The sequence below is a fragment of the Cupriavidus sp. 86D6 genome, assembly GCF_057815095.1.
This window is the reverse complement of sequence record NZ_JBYPSB010000004.1, coordinates 294,587-312,752: the sequence shown is the minus strand read 5'-3', so window position 1 is coordinate 312,752 and position 18,166 is coordinate 294,587. Positions and strand designations below refer to the sequence as shown.

General features: G+C 66.6%; 17 protein-coding genes. 12 read left to right on the top strand and 5 right to left on the bottom strand.

Features of this window, described 5'->3' with window-relative positions:
* Positions 1-109 precede the first annotated feature (109 nt).
* Positions 110-676, top strand: a complete 567-nt coding sequence (locus AC3G88_RS12550; RefSeq protein WP_488773016.1) for a GNAT family N-acetyltransferase — start codon at positions 110-112, stop codon at positions 674-676.
* A 66-nt stretch (positions 677-742) separates the two neighbouring features.
* On the opposite strand, the gene AC3G88_RS12545 is transcribed toward AC3G88_RS12550, so the two are convergent.
* Positions 743-1,177, bottom strand: a complete 435-nt coding sequence (locus AC3G88_RS12545) for a nuclear transport factor 2 family protein (protein WP_488773015.1) — start codon at positions 1,175-1,177, stop codon at positions 743-745.
* A gap of 332 nt (positions 1,178-1,509) precedes the next feature.
* On the bottom strand, positions 1,510-2,736 hold the full coding sequence (ampC, locus tag AC3G88_RS12540; protein ID WP_488773014.1) for a class C beta-lactamase: 1,227 nt from the start codon (positions 2,734-2,736) through the stop codon (positions 1,510-1,512).
* Positions 2,737-2,910: 174 nt separating this feature from the next.
* On the opposite strand from ampC, the gene AC3G88_RS12535 reads away from it, so the two are divergent.
* Both AC3G88_RS12535 and AC3G88_RS12530 read left to right on the top strand, forming a co-directional pair.
* Positions 2,911-4,659, top strand: coding sequence for a Na/Pi cotransporter family protein (locus AC3G88_RS12535; protein ID WP_488773013.1), 1,749 nt, complete (start codon positions 2,911-2,913; stop codon positions 4,657-4,659).
* Positions 4,656-5,078 (top strand): VOC family protein, encoded by a 423-nt coding sequence (locus AC3G88_RS12530; RefSeq protein WP_488773012.1) that lies wholly within the window; start codon positions 4,656-4,658, stop codon positions 5,076-5,078. Before AC3G88_RS12535 ends, AC3G88_RS12530 begins: the two co-directional genes overlap by 4 nt.
* 6 nt (positions 5,079-5,084) lie before the next feature.
* Here the strand turns inward: AC3G88_RS12530 and AC3G88_RS12525 are convergent, their stop codons facing one another.
* On the bottom strand, positions 5,085-5,447 hold the full coding sequence (locus tag AC3G88_RS12525) for a glyoxalase superfamily protein (protein WP_488773011.1): 363 nt from the start codon (positions 5,445-5,447) through the stop codon (positions 5,085-5,087).
* Positions 5,448-5,610: 163 nt separating this feature from the next.
* Between AC3G88_RS12525 and AC3G88_RS12520 the strand changes: the two genes are divergently transcribed.
* From AC3G88_RS12520 to AC3G88_RS12485, 8 genes are all read left to right on the top strand, one after another.
* Positions 5,611-6,774 (top strand): ATP-binding protein, encoded by a 1,164-nt coding sequence (locus tag AC3G88_RS12520; RefSeq protein ID WP_488773010.1) that lies wholly within the window; start codon positions 5,611-5,613, stop codon positions 6,772-6,774.
* A gap of 144 nt (positions 6,775-6,918) precedes the next feature.
* A complete protein-coding gene (locus AC3G88_RS12515; protein ID WP_488893420.1) occupies positions 6,919-7,377 on the top strand; it encodes a carboxymuconolactone decarboxylase family protein in 459 nt (152 codons plus the stop codon).
* Positions 7,378-7,543: 166 nt separating this feature from the next.
* On the top strand, positions 7,544-8,239 hold the full coding sequence (locus AC3G88_RS12510) for a FadR/GntR family transcriptional regulator (RefSeq protein ID WP_153950151.1): 696 nt from the start codon (positions 7,544-7,546) through the stop codon (positions 8,237-8,239).
* 28 nt (positions 8,240-8,267) lie between these two features.
* A complete protein-coding gene (locus AC3G88_RS12505; protein ID WP_488773008.1) occupies positions 8,268-9,680 on the top strand; it encodes an FAD-binding oxidoreductase in 1,413 nt (470 codons plus the stop codon).
* 97 nt (positions 9,681-9,777) lie between these two features.
* Positions 9,778-10,986 carry an efflux RND transporter periplasmic adaptor subunit gene (locus tag AC3G88_RS12500; RefSeq protein ID WP_488773007.1) on the top strand — a complete coding sequence of 403 codons (1,209 nt, stop codon included), beginning with the start codon at positions 9,778-9,780 and terminating at the stop codon, positions 10,984-10,986.
* 3 nt (positions 10,987-10,989) lie between these two features.
* Entirely contained in the window at positions 10,990-11,718 is a 729-nt protein-coding gene (locus AC3G88_RS12495; protein ID WP_488773006.1) for an ABC transporter ATP-binding protein, read from the top strand.
* Positions 11,719-11,729: 11 nt separating this feature from the next.
* The gene (locus tag AC3G88_RS12490) at positions 11,730-12,884 is read left to right on the top strand and encodes an ABC transporter permease (RefSeq protein WP_488773005.1); all 1,155 of its coding nucleotides are present in this window, start codon (positions 11,730-11,732) and stop codon (positions 12,882-12,884) included.
* 15 nt (positions 12,885-12,899) lie between these two features.
* A complete protein-coding gene (locus AC3G88_RS12485) occupies positions 12,900-14,066 on the top strand; it encodes an ABC transporter permease (protein WP_400394300.1) in 1,167 nt (388 codons plus the stop codon).
* A 39-nt stretch (positions 14,067-14,105) separates the two neighbouring features.
* Here AC3G88_RS12485 and AC3G88_RS12480 read toward each other — a convergent pair whose 3' ends face one another.
* Positions 14,106-15,050 carry a YihY/virulence factor BrkB family protein gene (locus AC3G88_RS12480; protein ID WP_488773004.1) on the bottom strand — a complete coding sequence of 315 codons (945 nt, stop codon included), beginning with the start codon at positions 15,048-15,050 and terminating at the stop codon, positions 14,106-14,108.
* Between the two features lie 79 nt (positions 15,051-15,129).
* The gene (locus tag AC3G88_RS12475; RefSeq protein WP_488773003.1) at positions 15,130-16,020 is read right to left on the bottom strand and encodes a LysR family transcriptional regulator; all 891 of its coding nucleotides are present in this window, start codon (positions 16,018-16,020) and stop codon (positions 15,130-15,132) included.
* Positions 16,021-16,144: 124 nt separating this feature from the next.
* Between AC3G88_RS12475 and AC3G88_RS12470 the strand changes: the two genes are divergently transcribed.
* On the top strand, positions 16,145-18,055 hold the full coding sequence (locus AC3G88_RS12470) for an FUSC family protein (protein WP_488893419.1): 1,911 nt from the start codon (positions 16,145-16,147) through the stop codon (positions 18,053-18,055).
* Positions 18,056-18,166 lie beyond the last annotated feature (111 nt).

Here is an 18,166-nt window from a genome sequence, read left to right as displayed (position 1 = left end):
TCGCCAATGCGGCCCGGTGGAAGCACTGCGGGGCCGGCGCCCTTGGCGGCTTCGCGCCGGGTTGCCTACCATGACATCACCGTCCATCCCCCATCTTCCCGGACCCTCCATGCCGACCGACGCCAGTCCGACGACAGCCGCCCTGCCCCAACTGCCCCTGCACGCCAGCCTGCGCAACGGCCAGCCGGTGGTGGTGCGCAAGATCCGCGAAGACGACAAGGCGGGCATTGTCGAAGCGTTCTCGCTGCTGTCCGACGATTCCCGCTACACACGCTTCATGGCCGCCATGCACGACCTGCCCGAGGCGCTGCTCGACGATGTGGTTCACCCGGTGCCGGGGCAAGACTGCACGCTGACCGCCGTGGCGGGCACCGCCGAGAGCGGGCATCTGGTGGGCGGTGCGCGCTACGTGGCGCTGCCGGGGCGCGATGCGTGCGAGTTCGCCGTGACCGTGCTCGACGGCTGGCAATCCTCGGGCCTGGGCAGCCTGTTGATGCAGACGCTGATCGCACTGGCGCGGGCGGCCGGGTTCGGCACGATGGAGGGCTATGTGCTGTCGGCCAATCGCGGCATGCGGGGGCTGGCGCACCGTCTTGGCTTCGCGGATACGGTCTGCCCCGACGACGCCACGCTGCGCGTGGTCACGCTCGACCTCCGCCATCCGCCATCTTCCTGACCAAGGGCGCGGCCGGACGGAAGGTGGCGGGCTGAGGGCTGAGGGCTGTGGGCTGTGGGCTGAAGACTACTCCGCGCCGGCCAGCACGGCCTTCTGGGCGGCCAGCCGGGCGCCCATGGCTTCGGCCAGCGCATGCAGGCCGGACATCGGCCGCACCATGACCTCGAACTCCTCGATCTTGCCGGCCTCGTCAAACCGCAGCATGTCGATGCCTTTCAGCGCCTTGCCATCGACCTCGGCACTGAATTCCAGCACGGCGCTCTTGCCATCGTCCGTGGCAAACATGCGGTGGTAGGTGAAGTTGTGGAACACCGTGTTCACCGTCTTCAGCACCAGCTTGATCGCCGCACGCCCCGGATATGGCGTATGCGCCACAGGCGAGCGAAATACGATGCGGTCCGACAGCAGCGGGTCCAGTTCTTCCATGGCATTGCGCGCCAGCAACGCGTGCCAGGCAGCCAGCGTCTGTTGCGCGGCGGGGTTCAGGCCTTGAACGTCCATGCAGGTCTCCTTGGGTGGCAAAGATGGGGATGGGCAATCTTCGGATAACTTATGCAACTGGTTGCATAAAAACGCATCGTAGCGTGTGGCCCGCCAAATTGCCAGCGCGATACCGCGATGCGGGGGAAGCCATGCACGGCCTGCATTCCGGGCCTGAACGCGGGGCCAAACTGCCAGAAATGCAAAATCAGACAAACGCCTACAGCTTGTGCATGTGCCTCACTCTAAGCTTCATCGCAGGACCTGACCCGTCCTGTTTAACCTCCCCCTGCAAGCCCGCCTGATTCGCGTCAGGCGGGTTCTTTTTTTGACGGCCAGCCGCCAGCCCCGACTTACCGGCCCTGCGGCGCGGACCCGATCCCGGCCGCTCCGGCTCCGTCCAGCGCCTGCAGGATCGCGTAGGCGGCCTGTACTCGCGCGGGGATCGGCAGATTGCGGTTGGCCAGCATCACCACGCCGATCCGCCGCCCCGGCACGAATGCCACATAGGCGCCAAACCCATTGGTCGAGCCAGTCTTGTTGATCAGGACGTCGGCCGGCGCCGGTTGCGGCGGATCGATGCGCTGCACGGCCTGGGCGTCGCGCACCATGCGCGCGTCGTTGCCGGCCTGCAGCACATCCAGCGATACCGGCCAGCCATAGCGTTCCCAGCCCAGTCCCTGCGTCATCCCGCCCACCCGGAAGTAGCCCGCATGGGTGGCGGCCAGCGCCTGGCGCAGGGCGGCGTCGGAGACAGCCTGCCCATCGATGTTCAGCTCCACGTAGCGGATCATGTCGGCGGCGGTGGTCTTGATGCCGTAGGCCTGCCCATCGAACACGCCGGCCGACGCGCGCACGGGCTTGTCGTCGCGGTAGCCCCATGCGTAGTGGACCATCTGCGCGCGGGGCACCTGCACCCACGAATGGGTCAGGCCGAGCTTCGGAATCAGTTGCCGCGCCATCGCGCTGTCGAACGAGGCGTCCAGCGCCTGGGCGGCCGCCAGGCCGAACAGGCCGACGCTGACGTTCGAATAGCGCCGCTGCGTGCCCGGTGCGGCGTCGGGCTGCCAGCGGCGCAGCCATTCGATCATCTGCGGCATGGTATTGACGGCGTCCGGCACCTGCAGTGGCAGCCCGCCCGCCGTGTACGTGCCCAGTTCCAGCAGGCTGATACGGTCGAACGCGCTGCCGGCAAGCCTTGGCAGGTAGCGGGTGGCCTTGTCATCGAGCGAGAGCACGCCGCGCGCTTGCGCCCAGGCTGCCAGCGTGGCCGTAAAGGTCTTGCTGACCGATCCGATCTCGAAAAGCGTGTCGTCGGTAACGGGCCGGTTGCCCTGCCGCGAGGCCACGCCATAGTTGAAGATCCGGTGCTGGCCGCCGGCGGTAATCGCCACAGCCATGCCCGGCACCTGGTACTGGGCCATGACCGGCTGCACCGCCGCATCGACAGCCCGTTGGATGGCATCGGCATCGGCCGCCTGTGCCGCCTGTGCCGACCCGGCAATCGCCAGCGCGGACAGTCCGGCCCACAGCGGAGGAAGGATGGCAAGGCAACGCAAAGTGCGAGCGGCTGGAGGCATGGGCGGACATAAGGTGGCTGGGGCGAGGACGCATTGTAGCCGTGGCGATGGCGCGCAACGAGGGCCGGCGACCCGGGTTCGGCCCCGCTGCGGCGTGGCCGGCAGATTCAGCCGATAGCGGCCTACAATAGCGGCCAACTACGGCGGCTTCGCCGTCCCGATAGGTCTATCGCCATGCAGCCTGGTGCGTCGCTGAACCTGCTTGAAATCGTCGGCCTGCTGGTGGGCGGGCTGGCCCTGTTCCTGTACGGACTCGATTGCATGACAGGCGGCCTCAAGGCTATTGCCGGGGCGCGGCTGCAGTCGCTGCTTGGCACGCTGACGGCCAGCCGCTGGCGCGGCGTGCTGGCCGGAGCGGGCATCACCGCGCTGCTCAATTCGTCCACCATCACCACGGTCCTGCTGGTCGGCTTTGTCTCGGCGGGGCTGATGACGCTGGCGCAGTCGATCCCGGTCATCATGGGCGCCAATATCGGCTCCACGCTGACCGCCCAGATCATCGCCTTCAATATTTCCGCGATCACGCCGTTCCTGCTGGCGCTGGGCTTCCTGCTGCATGGTTTTGCAAAGCGCGAACTGTTGCGCCAGCTGGGCGGCGTGCTGCTGGGCCTGGGGCTGCTGTTCCTGGGCATCGAGTTCATGGGCAACGCCACCCGGCCGCTGCGCAATTTCGAGCCATTCATCGCCGCGATGCAGGACATGCGCAACCCGCTGCTGGGCATCGTGATCGGCGCGGTATTCACGGCCATCGTGCAGAGTTCGGCCGCCACGCTGGCCATTGTGATCGCGCTGGGCAGCCAGGGGCTGATTCCGCTGGAATCGGGCATCGCGCTGATCCTGGGCGCCAATGTCGGCACCTGCGGCACGGCACTGCTGGCGGCCATCGGCAAGAATGCCGAGGCCACGCAGGTGGGCATCGTCCATCTGCTGTTCAATGTGCTCGGCGTGCTGTTCTTTGCGTTCATCATTCCGCAGTTCGCGGAGCTGGTGCGGATGGTGTCGCCGAGCGCGCCCGCGCTGACCGGGGCGGCGCGGCTGGCCGCCGAAACGCCGCGCCAGGCCGCCAATGCCCATACCATCTTCAGCCTGTTCAGCACGGCCATCCTGATCTGGTTCACGGGGCCCATCGGCCGGCTGGCCCAGCGCATCGCGCCGGCCACGCGCAAGACGCTGCACGACCCGGGCGTGCCGCGCTACCTCGATGACACGCTGCTCGACATGCCCGCGCTGGGTATCGCGCGCGTGCAACTGGAACTGGCCAGCCTGGGCCGGCAGGTGCAGGGGCTGGTGGAGCGTGGCGCCGATATCGCCGTACGCGGCACGGCGCAGGACGCGGTGGCCATCGCCGGGCAGGACCAGTCAGCGGAATCGCTGAGCACGGCCATTCTCGGCTATATCGGCCAGTTGTCCGATGGCAACGACAGCGAGGACGAAAGCCACCAGATGGTGGGTCTGACCCGCATCGCGGCCACGCTCGATGCCATCCGCGAAGTGGCTACCACGAGCATGCTGGCGCTGAGCCAGCGCCGGCTGTCGCAGGGCGCCGCCACCGAGCGCCTGGACCGCCTGCGCAATGCCGATGCCATGGCATTTGCGTCGGCCGTCATCGCCCAGCTGGAAAGCGCGGTGAATACGGTGGTGCATCCCGATATCGACGCCGTGGCCCGCATCGTGGCGGCCAAGCCGGCGCTGGAATCCATGGCCGCCACCGCCCGGCAGGCCATCATGGCCGAACTGCATCTGCGCAGCCCCGAAGACGTGGCCAACTTCCGGCTGGCCAACGACATGATCGAACATCTGAACGAAATCGCGCGGCTGTCGCGCGCCATCGCCAAGGCCACCGCATCGCTGCGCGACATACGCCTGGACGATGTCGCCGCCGTGCCATCGCCCGTGCCATCGCCCATCAAGGAGACCCCATGAAACCCCGCATCTCGGTGCTGACGCTCGGCGTGACCGACCTCGAACGCGCGGTGGGCTTCTATCGCGATGGCCTTGGCTTGGCCACGCCGGGCATTGTCGGCAAGGAATTCGAACACGGCGCGGTGGCCTTTTTCGACCTGCAGGCCGGCCTGAAGCTGGCGCTCTGGGCACGCGACAATCTGGCCTGGGATACCGGGCTGCCCCCCAGCGCGCCCTGCCCCACCGGCTTCTCGATCGGCCACAACGTGTCCAGCAAGGGCGAGGTGGACCAGGTGATGGCGCAGGTGGAACGCGCGGGCGGGACCATCGTCAAGCCGGCCCAGGATACGTTCTATGGCGGCTACGCCGGCTACTTCCAGGACCCGGACGGCAATCTCTGGGAAGTGGTGTGGAATCCGTCGATCCTGCCGGCCGATTGATGCCTGCTACGCCGTCTGCTGGCAGAAGCAGAGCCGGTTGCCGAACGGGTCCTTGACCTGCAGCTGGCGGCCCCAACCGGCGTCTTCCACGCCGGGCCTGGCATAGCGGTACTGCCGCGCGGTCAGTTCCCGGTGGAGCGCATCCACGTCGTCGATCGGCACGAAGATGGCTGACCCCGGCGTGGCGTCGCCGTGGTGCTCGCTGAGATGCAGCGTCAGCCCGGACCGCGAGACCTGGGCATAGAGCGGGAAGTCGTCGCCAAACCGGTGTTCCCAGTCCAGCGTGAAGCCAAGGAAGTCGAGATAGAACTCTTTCGCCTTGTCGACCGAGAAGATGCGCAGGATTGGGATAGCGGGTGAAAGTTGCATGGGAGGCCCCGGGATCGCGGCAAAGTGCCATTCTGCCACCGGAAGCACGTGCGCAAATGCCTTCTTGTCCACTTCAAACACGCAGATCCCGGTCTTAAGCTTTTATTTCGATTTATAAAAACCCTATAATTATGGGAATCCAATAATTCAGACCAAACCCGCCATGACCTACGTCTTCAAGCGTCCAGAGCTTGCCCGCCAGATGGCGCGGCAGTTGCTGCATCCGAGCGTGCTGGACGAAGGGCTACGTTCCGGCCTGTTCCTGTCGGGCCTGCGGCGCATCGGCAAGACCACGTTCCTGGTCAACGACCTGATACCGGCGCTGGAAGACTTGGGCGCCATCGTGATCTACGTCGATCTGTGGAGCGATACCCAGCGCAGCCCCGCCACCCTGATCCGCGACGCCATCCGCGAAAAGCTGTCCGAACTGGAATCGCTGCCCGCCGCCGCCGTGCGCAAGCTACGGCGGCTGGCCGGCGCCGATATCGGGGCGCTCGGCTTCAAGTTCGGGTTCAAGCTGGACACGCTGGGCGAGCCCGGCGGCGCCACGCTGGCCCAGGCGCTGAAAGAGGTGGTGGACCAGGGCCGAACCGATGTGGTGCTGATTGTCGATGAAGTGCAGCACGCCATCACGTCCGAGGAAGGCAACCAGATGCTGCTGGCGCTGAAAGCCGCGCGTGACGCCATCAATCCCCGGCCGAACACGTCCGGGCACTTCCTGTTCGTCGGCACGGGGTCGCACCGCGCGCTGGTCGGGGAGCTGACGGCGCGCCGCAACCAGGCGTTCACGGGCGCCACGTCGGTGGCCTATCCGGTGCTGGACAAGGAATACGTGGCCTACCTGCTGGAACGGCTGTCCGCCGAGGGCTTTACCGCCCAGCCTTCGTTGGAGGTGGCCGTCAAGGCGTTCCAGACGCTGGGCAACCGGCCCGAGGAAATGATCAAGGCGCTGCGCCAGCTGCATTTCCACCTGCCGCCCGGCAGCGATCCCGACGAACACCTGCCCGTGATTGCCAACACGCTGCGCTCGACCGCCGCCGATATCGAACTGATGAAGCTGGAACAACTGGGCGGCCTGGCCACGGCCATCTTCGACCGGATTGCCTCGGCCGACGGCGATGCGCGCGGGCTGTTCTCGGCCGATGCCGCCGCGGCCTACTCGAAGGCCATCGGCCGGGAGGTCAAGGTGGAAGAGGCGCAGCCGGTGGTCAATGAACTGATGGCCACCAACCTGATCATGCGCAAGGGCCACGGGCTGTATGGCATCACCGACCCGTTCGTGCAGGAGATGTGGCGCGAGCGCAAGGCGATCGAAGGCAAGCTCTGACCGCCGGCCGACGCGCCGGCAACAGAAAGATTTTCGGAAAACCTGTCACAACTGCGCCTCGCCGTTCGTCTTATGGACAAACGGATGCGAATTGCCGCGTCCGTCTTCCTGAATCCGACAAATTCTGACGAATTGGAGAACCGCATGTCTGCACGCCTCAACTTCTTCCCCCTTACCCAGGCCAGCCAGAAGGCCTTGATCGCACTGTCGCAATCGTGCAAGAAAAGTTCGCTTGGCGAACGGTTGGTCGAAATGGTCCAGTTGCGCGTATCGCAACTGAACGGCTGCGGCCTCTGCATCGATATGCACTGGCGCGACCTGATCAAGCAAGGCGTTGACCCCCGCCATCTGAACGCCATCGCCGGCTGGCGCGAGGCCCCGTTCTTCGATGCCCGCGAGCGCGCCGCGCTGGGCTGGGCCGAGGCCATGAACGCCCTGCCCCTTCGCGACGATACGGACGCCGCCTATCTGGCACTGCGCGAACACTTCAGCGAGGAAGACATCGCCCAGCTTTGCTATACCGTGGCCGCCATCCGCGCCTGGAACGTGATGAACCTGAGCCTGCGCAACCAGATTCCGCTGAACCCGCCGCCGGGGATGTAAATCCCCGGGTTGTCTCTCGCTCTCCCGGCCTGTACATGCCCATGCGGGAGAGAGGAGAAAGCTTCAGGCCGCCCCTCGCCCGCCCGCTGCCGCCGCACCTCGACGCGCCCACATAAGGGTAAATACCTGGTTTTCATATAACCAGAAGAGCGTAAGGTGCTGGCCTATGCAGACACGGCCCATCACCTTGACCGAGCGCGTCATCCAGCAGTTGCGCGGCGAGATCGCCGACGGGACATTTCCCGTCGGGGCGCGGCTGCCCACGGGCAAGCAGCTATCGGAGCGTTATGGCGTCAGCGCCGCCGTCATCCGCGAGGTCACTGAACACTTGCGTTCGCAAGGGATGATCGAGAGCCGCCAGGGCCTGGGCAGCACCGTGCGATCGCGTGTCAGCGACAGCGGATTCCGCCTGGCTGGCAGTGCCGACGCCACCGACCTGGCCGCGATTTTCGAGTTGCGGATCGACCTGGAAAGCGCGGCGGCGGCCATGGCCGCCCGGCATCGCACCGAGGCGGACGTGACGCGGATGGGCGCCCTGCTCCAGACAATCGCCGCGCATATCGACGATCCCGACCATGGCGTGGAACCCGACATCCAGTTCCATATCGCCATCGCCACCGCCACGCACAACCCGTATTACCTTCAATTGCTGCAGTACATGAACCTGCAGCTTCACCACGCCGTGCGCGCCGCCCGCGTCAATTCCAGCCGCCAGCCGGGCCTGCCGCGGCAGGTGCACGGCGAACACGTGGCGATCTTCGACGCCATCCGCGCGCGCGACGCCGAACTGGCCCGCCAGCGCGCCACCGAACACCTGCGCAATGCCGCGGGCCGCCTGGGCCTGCCGCTGCGCCAATCGTAATTTCTCCATTTCGCTTCCATTGCCGATCATGTTCGATACCGCATTCGCCCAACGCCTGACCGAAGCCCTTGGCCCAGAGGTGGTTGCCACCGCGCCCGATGACGTGGCGCCCTGGCTGTCCGATTGGCGCGGCCTGTACAAGGGCCACGCGCAGGCCGTGGTGCGGCCGCGCACGACCGAACAGGTGGCGCAGGCGGTGGCGCTGTGCCAGCAGTCGGGCGTGCCGGTGGTGCCGCGCGGCGGCAACACCGGCCTGTGCGGCGGCGCGGCGCCCGGCAACAGTCCCGCCAACGTGGTGATCAGCCTGGATCGCATGGACAAGATCCGCTCGATCGACACCATCGCCAACACCATGGTGGCCGAAGCGGGCTGCATCCTGGGCAACCTGCGCCGCGCCGCCGAGGAAAACGACCGCCTGTTCCCGCTGTCGCTGGCGGCCGAGGATTCGTGCCAGATCGGCGGCAACCTGGCCACCAACGCCGGCGGCGTCAACGTGGTGCGCTATGGCATGACGCGCGAACTGGTGCTGGGCGTGGAAGCGGTGCTGCCCAGCGGCGAAGTCTTTCACGGCCTGCGCACGTTGCGCAAGGACAACACCGGCTACGACCTCAAGCAGCTGCTGATTGGATCGGAGGGCACGCTCGGCATCATCACGGCCGCCGCGCTGCGTCTGTCGCCCCGCGCCGATTCGCGCGCCGTGGTGCTGGCCGCCGTGGAATCGTCGCAACAGGCGCTGGAACTGTATGCGCTGCTGTTCGCCCGCTGCGGTGCCCGGCTGCAGGCTTACGAGTTCTTCACCGGCGCCTGCCTGGACCTGGTGCTGACCCACGCCGAAAACGTCCAGGCGCCATTTGCCGAGCGCCATCCGGCCTATGTGCTGCTGGAAATTGCCGATACGGCGTCCGAAGACGTGCTGAACGCGCTACTGGAATCGGTCATTGGCGATGCGCTGGAACAGGGCCTGTGCCGGGACGCGGCCGTTTCCGCGTCGCTGGCCCAGCTGCAGGGCCTGTGGCGCCTGCGCGAGGAAATCTCCGAGGCGCAGCGCGCCGACGGCCTGCACCTGAAGCACGACGTATCGCTGCCGATCGAAAGCATTCCGGCCTTCATGGCATCGATGGAAGCCCGCCTGCTGGCGCGGTACCCGGGCATCCGGCCGTTCATCTTCGGCCATTTCGGGGATGGCAACCTGCACTACAACCTGTCGCGCCCGCTTGGCGCGGACCCGAAATGGGCACTCGGCGACGGCAAGGCCGTCAGCGACGAGGTGATGGAGGAAGTGGCACGCTACAACGGCAGCATCAGCGCCGAGCACGGCATTGGCCAGCTCAAGCGCGACGCCTTCCTGGCCCTGAAAGATCCGCTGGAACTGCGGCTGATGCGCGCCATCAAGCAGGTGTTCGACCCCAGCGGCATCATGAATCCGGGCAAGCTGCTGTAACGGCGTCCGGTGGACGTTCTTTCAGGCGCTTTACCCCCTTGCACAATCGCTATACTGGGAGCCTTTTTCTGCATACCGCAACCAAACGGTTCCCAAATTGGCTGATCAAGACCTGAGCAAGCTGAAAATCGACCGCAGTGCCATGGCGCCCGCGCCACGCCGGCGCCGCCGCTGGGTGCGCTACGCGATCATCGCGGCGATCCTGCTGGTGGTGATTGGCGTGGGCGCCCGGCTGGCGGGCCCGCAGCCTGTGGAGACCACCACGATCACGGCGGCCTACCCTTCCCAGAACTACACGCTGCTGAACGCCACGGGTTACGTCGTACCCCAGCGCAAGGCCGCGGTGGCCTCCAAGGCTCAGGGCCGGCTCGAATGGCTGGGCGTGCTGGAAGGCTCGCGCGTCAAGAAAGACGAGATCATCGCCCGTGTGGAAAGCCGCGACGTGGCGGCTTCGGCCGCCCAGGCGCGCGCGCAGGTGCAGGTGGCCGAAGCCAACCTGCAGTTGCAGCAGGCCGAACTGCGCGATGCCGAGGTCAACCTGAAGCGGTCGGAGATGCTGCTGGAGCCGAAGGCCATCTCGAAGCAGCAGTACGACGCCGACCTGGCCCGCTACAACAAGGCACGCGCGTCGATCAGCAATGCCCAGGCATCGATCACGTCGGCCAGGGCCAACGCCCGCGCGGCCGAGGTCTCGGTCGAGCAGACCGTGATCCGCGCCCCGTTCGACGGGGTGGTGCTGATCAAGCACGCCAACGTCGGCGACAACATCACGCCGTTCTCGGCCGCCGCCGACACCAAGGGCGCGATCGTGACCATCGCGGACATGGACACGCTCGAAGTGGAAGCCGACGTCGCAGAATCGAACATCGCGAAGATCACGGTGGAGCAGCCCTGCGAGATCCTGCTCGATGCGCTGCCCAACCTGCGCATGGCCGGGCGCGTGTCGCGCATCGTGCCGACCGTGGACCGGTCCAAGGCCACAGTGCTGGTCAAGATCCGCTTTGTCGACCGCGACCAGCGCGTGCTGCCCGACATGAGCGCCAAGATCGCCTTCCTGTCCAGGCCGGTGCCGCCCGAAGACAGCAAGCCGCTGACCGCGGTGCAGCCATCGGCCGTGGTGGAGCGTGACGGCAAGGCCGTGGTGTTCGTGGTGGCCGACGGCAAGGTCAGGCAGGTGCCGGTGACCCGGGGCGCAAAGATTGGCGAACTGCAGGCCGTCCAGGGCGTGAAGGCCGGCGAGACCGTGGTGCTGGCACCGGCCGACAAGCTGTCGGACGGCGCCCGCGTCACCGTCACAAAGAAGTAAGCCATGGCCACGCCGCTCGACCCTTCCGCCCCAGCAACCGCCGGCGCCCCGCTGGTTTCGATCCGCCACCTGGCCAAGTCGTACCAGCGTGGCGCGCAGACCGTGCCGGTGCTGTCGGACATCTCGCTGGACATCGCGGCCGGCGACTTTATCGCGCTGATGGGTCCGTCCGGGTCCGGTAAGAGCACGTTGCTGAACCTGATTGCCGGCATCGACCGGCCCGACAGTGGCGAACTGCTGGTGGGCGGTGTCGATATTTCGGAGCTGCCCGAGGCCTCGCTGGCCGACTGGCGCGCCGCGCACGTGGGTTTCATCTTCCAGTTCTACAACCTCATGCCGGTGCTGACCGCTTTCGAGAACGTGGAACTGCCGCTGATGCTGACGCGGCTGGGCCGCGCCGAGCGGCGCGAGCGTGTGGAAATGGTGCTGGGCATGGTCGGGCTGGCCGGCCGCATGGACCACTATCCCACCGAACTGTCTGGCGGGCAGCAGCAGCGTGTGGCCATCGCCCGGGCGCTGATTACCGATCCGACGCTGATCGTGGCCGACGAGCCCACGGGCGACCTGGATCGTAGTTCGGCCACAGATATCCTTGCCATGCTGCAGCGGCTCAATAGTGACCTGGGCAAGACCATCATCATGGTCACGCACGACGCCCATGCGGCCGAGGCCGCCCGGTCGCTGGTCCATCTGGAAAAAGGCGAACTGCTCCAGAGCGAGCGGCGCGCCTGAGGCATCGGTCCATGTTCCTGCCCAAGCTGATCGCCCGCAACGCCATGCGCCACAAGCTGCGCACGGCGCTGACCGTGCTGGGCCTGGTGATCGCGGTGCTGGCCTACGGCCTGTTGCAGACCGTGGTCGATGCCTGGTATGCGGGCGCGTCGGCGGCTTCCAACGCACGACTGGTGACCCGCAACGCCATCTCGCTGACGTTTGCATTGCCGCTCAACTACGAGTACCGGATCAAGGGCGTCGATGGCGTGACCCAGGTGGCGCGCTCGAACTGGTTCGGCGGCGTCTACCGCGACCCCAAGAACTTCTTTGCCCAGTTCGCCGTCTCGGATAACTACCTGGACCTGTACCCCGAGTTCATCGTCCCGCCCGCACAGCGCGCCGACTACCAGCGCGACCGCCGCGGGGCGCTGGTGGGCCGGCAGCTGGCCGACCTGTACGGCTTCAAGATTGGCGACGTCATCCCGATCAAGGGCACGATCTACGCCGGCACGTGGGATTTCGTCGTGCGCGGCATCATGGACGGCCGTGACGACAGCACGATCACGCGCCAGATGGTGTTCCACTGGGACTACCTGAACGAAACCGTGCGCAAGAAGAATCCCAGGCAGGCCGACCAGGTGGGCGTCTTTATCCTGGGCGTCGATAACCCGGACAATGCCGCCGCGATCTCGCGCAACGTCGACAACGTGTTCAGGAATTCGCTGGCCGAGACGCTGACCGAGACCGAACAGGCCTTCCAGCTTGGCTTTGTGGCGATGTCGAACCAGATCATCGCGGCGATCCGCGTGGTGTCCTATGTGGTGATCGTCATCGTGATGGCCGTGATGGCCAATGCCATGGCCATGAGCGCACGCGAGCGCATCACCGAGTACGCCACGCTGAAGGCGCTGGGCTTCGGGCCGGGCTTTCTGTCACTGCTGGTTTTTGGCGAATCGATGATCATCAGCGCGTTTGGCGGGGCGCTTGGCATGGTATTGACGCCGCCCGCGGCCCGCTTCTTCAAGCAGGCGGTGGGCGGGGTGTTCCCGGTGTTCACCGTGTCGCACGAGACCATGGCGATGCAGGCCGGCTGTGCGCTGGTGGTGGGGCTGGCCGCCGCCATCGTGCCGGCGGTGCAGGCGGCCCGGGTGCGCATCGTCGAGGGCCTGCGGGCCATCGGCTGACCGGATCGCGCGCCAATGGTCATCCCGCTCCATTACATCGCCCGCAACGTCTGGGCCCGGCGTCTGACCACGGCGCTGACGGCCGGCGGCCTCGCGCTGGTGGTCTTTGTGTTCGCGACGATGCTGATGCTCGATGCCGGGCTGAAGCAGACGCTGGTGACCACGGGCGAGCGCGACAACGTGGTGGTGATCCGCAAGGGCGCCGAGACCGAGATCCAGAGCGCGATCACGCGCGACCAGGCCGCCGCGCTGGAGATGTATCCGTCCATCGCCATGACGCCCGAAGGCCGCCCGATGGCCTCGCGCGAAGCCGTGGTGCTGATTTCGCTGACCAAGACTGGCTACACCACGCCGTCGAACGTGGTGATCCGGGGCGTATCGCCGCTGGGCGTGCCGCTGCGGCCGCAGGTGCGGCTGACCGAGGGGCGCGTATTCAAGCCGGGGTCGTCGGAGATCATCGTCGGCAGCAGCATCGCCAAGGGCTACGGCAACGTGCGCATTGGCGATCACTTGCGCTTTGCCCAGCGCGACTGGACCGTGGTGGGCCATTTCGATGCCGGCGGCAGCGGTTTCGATTCCGAGATCTGGGGCGATGTGGACCAGCTCATGCAGTCGTTCCGCCGCGCCAGCTATTCGTCGATGGTGCTGCGGCTGGCCAACACCGACGCCTTCGACAAGTTCCGCGCCGACATCGACGTCGACCCGCGCCTGGCGAACGAGGCCAAGCGCGAGCAGCAGTTCTACAGCGACCAGTCCAAGGCGCTGTCGGCGTTCATCAATATCCTGGGGCTCACGCTGACGACCATCTTCTCGGTGGCGGCCATGATCGGCGCCATGATCACGATGTACGCATCGGTGGCCAACCGCGTGGGCGAGATCGGCACGCTGCGTGCGCTGGGCTTCCAGCGCGCCAACGTGCTGATGGCCTTCCTGATCGAGGCGGTGCTGCTGGGGCTGGTGGGCGGCATCGCCGGTCTGCTCTGCGCGTCGCTGATGCAGTTCGCATCGTTTTCCACCACCAACTTCCAGACCTTTGCCGACCTGTCGTTCCGCTTTGTGCTGACGCCGGCCATCATCGTCAAGACGCTGCTGTTCTCGATGGCGATGGGCCTGATTGGCGGATTCCTGCCGGCGCTGCGGGCGTCGCGGCTCAATATCGTGGATGCGCTGCGGGCCCGGTAAGCCGCGCGGCCAACGAGCAAGCCCCCCTTTCGAAGCGATTCAGGGCGGCGCCTCGCCGTGCCGCCGGGGAGCCTGACGCTCGCGCGATTCCGGTTTGGCGCGCAGCGACCCGAAGCGGTTGGCATAGAGCCACGTGAATTCCGCCCCCAGCAGGAAGATTTGCGCGGAGTAGTACACCCAGACCAGCACCACCACCAGGGACCCGGCCGCGCCGTAGCCGGTGGCCACGCCCGTCTTGCCGATATACAGGCCGATCAGCAGCTTGCCCACCGTGAACAGCACCGACGTGACCACGGCACCCAGCCAGACGTCGGGCCATTTCACGGCCGCGTGCGGCATGATCTTGTAGATCATCGCGAATACCACGGTCACCAGCACAAAACTCAGGCTCATGTCGAGCAGGTGCCCCAGCAGCTCACCCTCGCCCAGCATCGGCGTCCAGTACCGGCCGATGGCCGCCAGCGCCGCGCTGGCCACCAGCGAGACGATCAGCAGAAAGCCGATGCCCAGGATCATGCCGAACGACAGCACCCGCGCGCGCAGCAGTTCCCAGATGCCGGAAGGCTTCTTGCGCTCGGGCACGCGCCAGATGCGGTCCAGGGCATCCTGCAGTTCGGCAAAGACCGTGGTGGCGCCGACGAACAGCGTGACGGTACTGAGCACCGCCGTGAGCGATCCCTTGGCGGGCGAACTGAGCGAGATCAGCATGCTTTCGATGGCCTTGGCGCCCTCCACGCCCACCAGGCCGCCAAACTGCTCGACCACCGCGCCGCGCGCCGCCTCGTCGCCATACACCAGCCCGGCAATGGCAATCACGATCAGCAGCAGCGGCGCCACGGAAAAGACCGTGTAGTACGCGAGCGCCGCGCCCATGCTGGGCGCATAGTCGTCCAGCCATGCCGAGACGGTGTCGCGCAGCAATCGCGCAAAGCTCCGGACCGATCGTCTTTCCGCCACCTTCTGCTGCATCGTCAGGACTCCCATGCGGCTCCTGACTGAAGCCTAGAGGCTGTGCGGCAGGCCAGGTATCGGTCGGGGTCTGACAGATTCCGCCGCCAGCGGCCTACCCCATCACCTCCTCGCAGACCTGCAGCCACGCCCGGGCCGCGTGGGACAGGTAGCGCCCCGGCGACCAGATATGGGCCAGGGCCCAGTCCATGGTGGGTTCGGTCAGGCGCGCCACGGCGAGTTTGTCGCGGGTCTCCAGCCGCTTGAGCAGCGGCTCGGGCAGGAAGGTCGTGCCCAGGCCGGCGGCGGCCATCGATGCCAGGAAGTCCCAGTGCCCGCTTTGCGCCACCACTTGCGGCTCGATGCGGGCTTCCAGAAACGCCTGCCGCAACTTGCGCGTCAGCGAGAACTCGTCGGTCAGCATCACCAGCGGTTCGTCGCGCAGGGCCTCCAGCGTCACCGTACGGCTGCTGGCCCAGGCGGCGCGATGCGGGCCGACGGCCCAAATTGGATATTTTGCGAACTGGCGCGTCTCCAGCGCCAGGCCGGTATCGCCGGGCAGGACCGTGGCACCCACTTCAAGTTCACCATTCGCCACTTGTTGTTCGACGACTTGGCCCCCGTGCTCGGACAGGGTCAGTTGCAGGTTGGGATATCGCTTGCGAAACGCACTGACGGCTGGCGAGAAGAACAGGTTGACCATCGGCGGGATGCCGACGGTGAGCTGACCGCGCCCCAGCGATGACAGATCCGCCACTTCGAGCGTGAGCCGATGCACCACCCCGAGCGCCTCCTGGCCCCGGTCGTACACCACCCGGCCCACGTCGGTCAGCCGCACCGACTTGCCCTCTCGAATCAGCAGCGGCTGGCCGACCTCGTCCTCCAGTTGCTTGACCATCTTGCTGATGGTCGATTGCGTGACGTAGAGCGACGATGCCGCCTGGGTGAAGCTTTTCAGGCGCGCGGTCTCCACGAAATAACGCAGCGCGCGGATGTCGATGGGCATGTCAGGCCTTTCATGAAAATTCCGACTGAAGCCGCGAATTTTAAATCATGGATGGAATTTCTGTGAGCCGACTACACTGCCGCTCCTACGCCCCCGATTGCCGGACCCCCGGCGCATCCCCATCATGGCTAGCTGGCCGCATGCCCGACAGTGGCTGTTTTCGCTGATGGCATTCGCTGCCGCGATGCTGGCGCTCTACATCGCCCTGTCTTTCGGCCTGCCGCGCCCGTACTGGGCCATGGCCACGGTCTATTTCGTGTCGAACCCGCTCACGGGCGCCACGCGCTCCAAGGCCGCCTATCGCGTGGCCGGCACGATACTCGGCGCGATGGCGGCCGTGATCACCGTGCCGCAACTGGTGAGCATGCCGATCGTGCTGATGGGCGCCATCGCGCTGTGGATCATGGCGCTGGTCTACCTGTCGCTGCTGCAGCGCACGCCGCGCAGCTATGTGTTCCTGCTGGCGGCCTATACCTTGCCGATCGTCGCGCTGCCCGCCGTCATGCAACCGGCCGACATCTTCGATATCGCCGTGGCGCGCATCGAGGAGATCGTGATCGGCATCGTTTGCGCGAGCCTGGTCGGCGCCATCGTGTTTCCGGCCAAGGTGGCGCCCGCGCTGCGCGAACGGGCGCGCATCTGGCTGGACGATGCGGCGGCGTGGGCCAGCGATATCGTGGCCGCCAACCCGCGCGCCGCCGCCAGCCGGCACCGCCTGGCGGCCGATATGCTGGCGCTGGACCAGCTGATCGTCCATCTGTCGTTCGATATCGAGAGCCGACAGGCCGTGGATCACGCACGCGCGCTGCGTGGCCGCATGTCGCGGCTGATGCCGGTATTGTCCAGCCTGGAAAGCGTGCTGCAGGCGCTGCGCGAAACGCCCGATGCCAGGGCGCCCCGGCTGCCGCGCGCGGCGCTGGAACAGGCGGCCGCCCTGCTGCACACCCGCCACACGGTGCTGATGGGCGTCTGCGCCGACCTGCGGCAACGCATCGTGGACCGGCCAGACACGCCGCCGGGCCATCCAGCGGGCACCGGTACGGCTGGCAGGGACGCCGGGCGCGATCCCGAGCCCGAAGGCGACACGCTCCACCACGACCACGCCATGCTGGTCTTCGGCGCGGTATCGGCCGGGCTGGCCGTGTTCTGCGCCGGCCTGCTGTGGATCTTCTCCGGCTGGGAAGATGGCGGCGGGCCGGTGGCGGTGTCGGCCATCGCCTGCTGCTTTTTCGCCACCATCGACGAGCCGCGCCCCGTGGCGCGATCGTTCATCCGCTGGGCCGCGATCTGCCTGCTGATCTCGTCGTTCTACCTGTTCATCGTCGTGCCGCATGCGCAGACGTTCGAGACGCTGGCCGGCATGCTGTCAGTGCCGTACCTGGGCATTGGGCTGCTGATCCAGCGCCCCGGCTTCAACCTGATCGCCATGCTGCTGTCGGTCAATACCGCGTCGTTTGCCAACGTGCAGGCCGTCTATGACGCCAACTTCATCGGCCTGATCAATACCAACCTGGCAAATGCCGGCGCGATGCTGTTCGCGCCGCTGTGGGCCATGCTCGCGCGGCCGTTCGGTGCGCACGTGGCGGCGCAGCGGCTGATCCGCGCAAGCTGGCAGGATCTGGCGCGGGCGGCCACCTGGCGAGGCGCCGACGCCCACACGCGCGTGGGTGCGCGGATGCTGGACCGCCTGGGGCAACTGATGCCACGGCTCGGCGCGGGCGGTGGCCGCCTGGCTTCGGATGGCTTCACCGAACTGCAGATCGGCTACTGCACGGTGACGCTGCAGCGCGCGCTGCCGTCGCTGCCCGGTGCGGCCCGCAAGCCGGTGCGTCGCGTGCTGGGTATCGTGGCGCGCCATTTCCGCGCGCAGATCCGGTCCGGCCACGGCGTTGCAGTGCCAGATACCCTACATCCGTGGATCCAAGCGTCGCTCGGGCCGCTGGCCGCGCTGCAGGATCGCGCCCTGGCCGCCGACGTTCAGTGCGCGCTCGTGGTGCTTGGCGTCACGATGCGCGCACATGAAAAAACCGACTGATCCATGATTTTTTAAATCATCACAGGAATGCTCGGGGCGACCTACACTTCGTCCCGTGCCGCACCACTCCGATGCGACATCGCTCACAAGGCGTTCCGGACGGCGCGTCCT

What these genes read in the sequence shown, in the direction of transcription:
- AC3G88_RS12550 (WP_488773016.1), top strand. Translation starts at nt 110, where the DNA reads ATGCCGACCGACGCCAGTCCGACGACAGCCGCCCTGCCCCAACTGCCC.
- AC3G88_RS12545 (WP_488773015.1), bottom strand. Translation starts at nt 1,177, where the DNA reads ATGGACGTTCAAGGCCTGAACCCCGCCGCGCAACAGACGCTGGCTGCC.
- ampC (WP_488773014.1), bottom strand. Translation starts at nt 2,736, where the DNA reads ATGCCTCCAGCCGCTCGCACTTTGCGTTGCCTTGCCATCCTTCCTCCG.
- AC3G88_RS12535 (WP_488773013.1), top strand. Translation starts at nt 2,911, where the DNA reads ATGCAGCCTGGTGCGTCGCTGAACCTGCTTGAAATCGTCGGCCTGCTG.
- AC3G88_RS12530 (WP_488773012.1), top strand. Translation starts at nt 4,656, where the DNA reads ATGAAACCCCGCATCTCGGTGCTGACGCTCGGCGTGACCGACCTCGAA.
- AC3G88_RS12525 (WP_488773011.1), bottom strand. Translation starts at nt 5,447, where the DNA reads ATGCAACTTTCACCCGCTATCCCAATCCTGCGCATCTTCTCGGTCGAC.
- AC3G88_RS12520 (WP_488773010.1), top strand. Translation starts at nt 5,611, where the DNA reads ATGACCTACGTCTTCAAGCGTCCAGAGCTTGCCCGCCAGATGGCGCGG.
- AC3G88_RS12515 (WP_488893420.1), top strand. Translation starts at nt 6,919, where the DNA reads ATGTCTGCACGCCTCAACTTCTTCCCCCTTACCCAGGCCAGCCAGAAG.
- AC3G88_RS12510 (WP_153950151.1), top strand. Translation starts at nt 7,544, where the DNA reads ATGCAGACACGGCCCATCACCTTGACCGAGCGCGTCATCCAGCAGTTG.
- AC3G88_RS12505 (WP_488773008.1), top strand. Translation starts at nt 8,268, where the DNA reads ATGTTCGATACCGCATTCGCCCAACGCCTGACCGAAGCCCTTGGCCCA.
- AC3G88_RS12495 (WP_488773006.1), top strand. Translation starts at nt 10,990, where the DNA reads ATGGCCACGCCGCTCGACCCTTCCGCCCCAGCAACCGCCGGCGCCCCG.
- AC3G88_RS12490 (WP_488773005.1), top strand. Translation starts at nt 11,730, where the DNA reads ATGTTCCTGCCCAAGCTGATCGCCCGCAACGCCATGCGCCACAAGCTG.
- AC3G88_RS12485 (WP_400394300.1), top strand. Translation starts at nt 12,900, where the DNA reads ATGGTCATCCCGCTCCATTACATCGCCCGCAACGTCTGGGCCCGGCGT.
- AC3G88_RS12480 (WP_488773004.1), bottom strand. Translation starts at nt 15,050, where the DNA reads ATGGGAGTCCTGACGATGCAGCAGAAGGTGGCGGAAAGACGATCGGTC.
- AC3G88_RS12475 (WP_488773003.1), bottom strand. Translation starts at nt 16,020, where the DNA reads ATGCCCATCGACATCCGCGCGCTGCGTTATTTCGTGGAGACCGCGCGC.
- AC3G88_RS12470 (WP_488893419.1), top strand. Translation starts at nt 16,145, where the DNA reads ATGGCTAGCTGGCCGCATGCCCGACAGTGGCTGTTTTCGCTGATGGCA.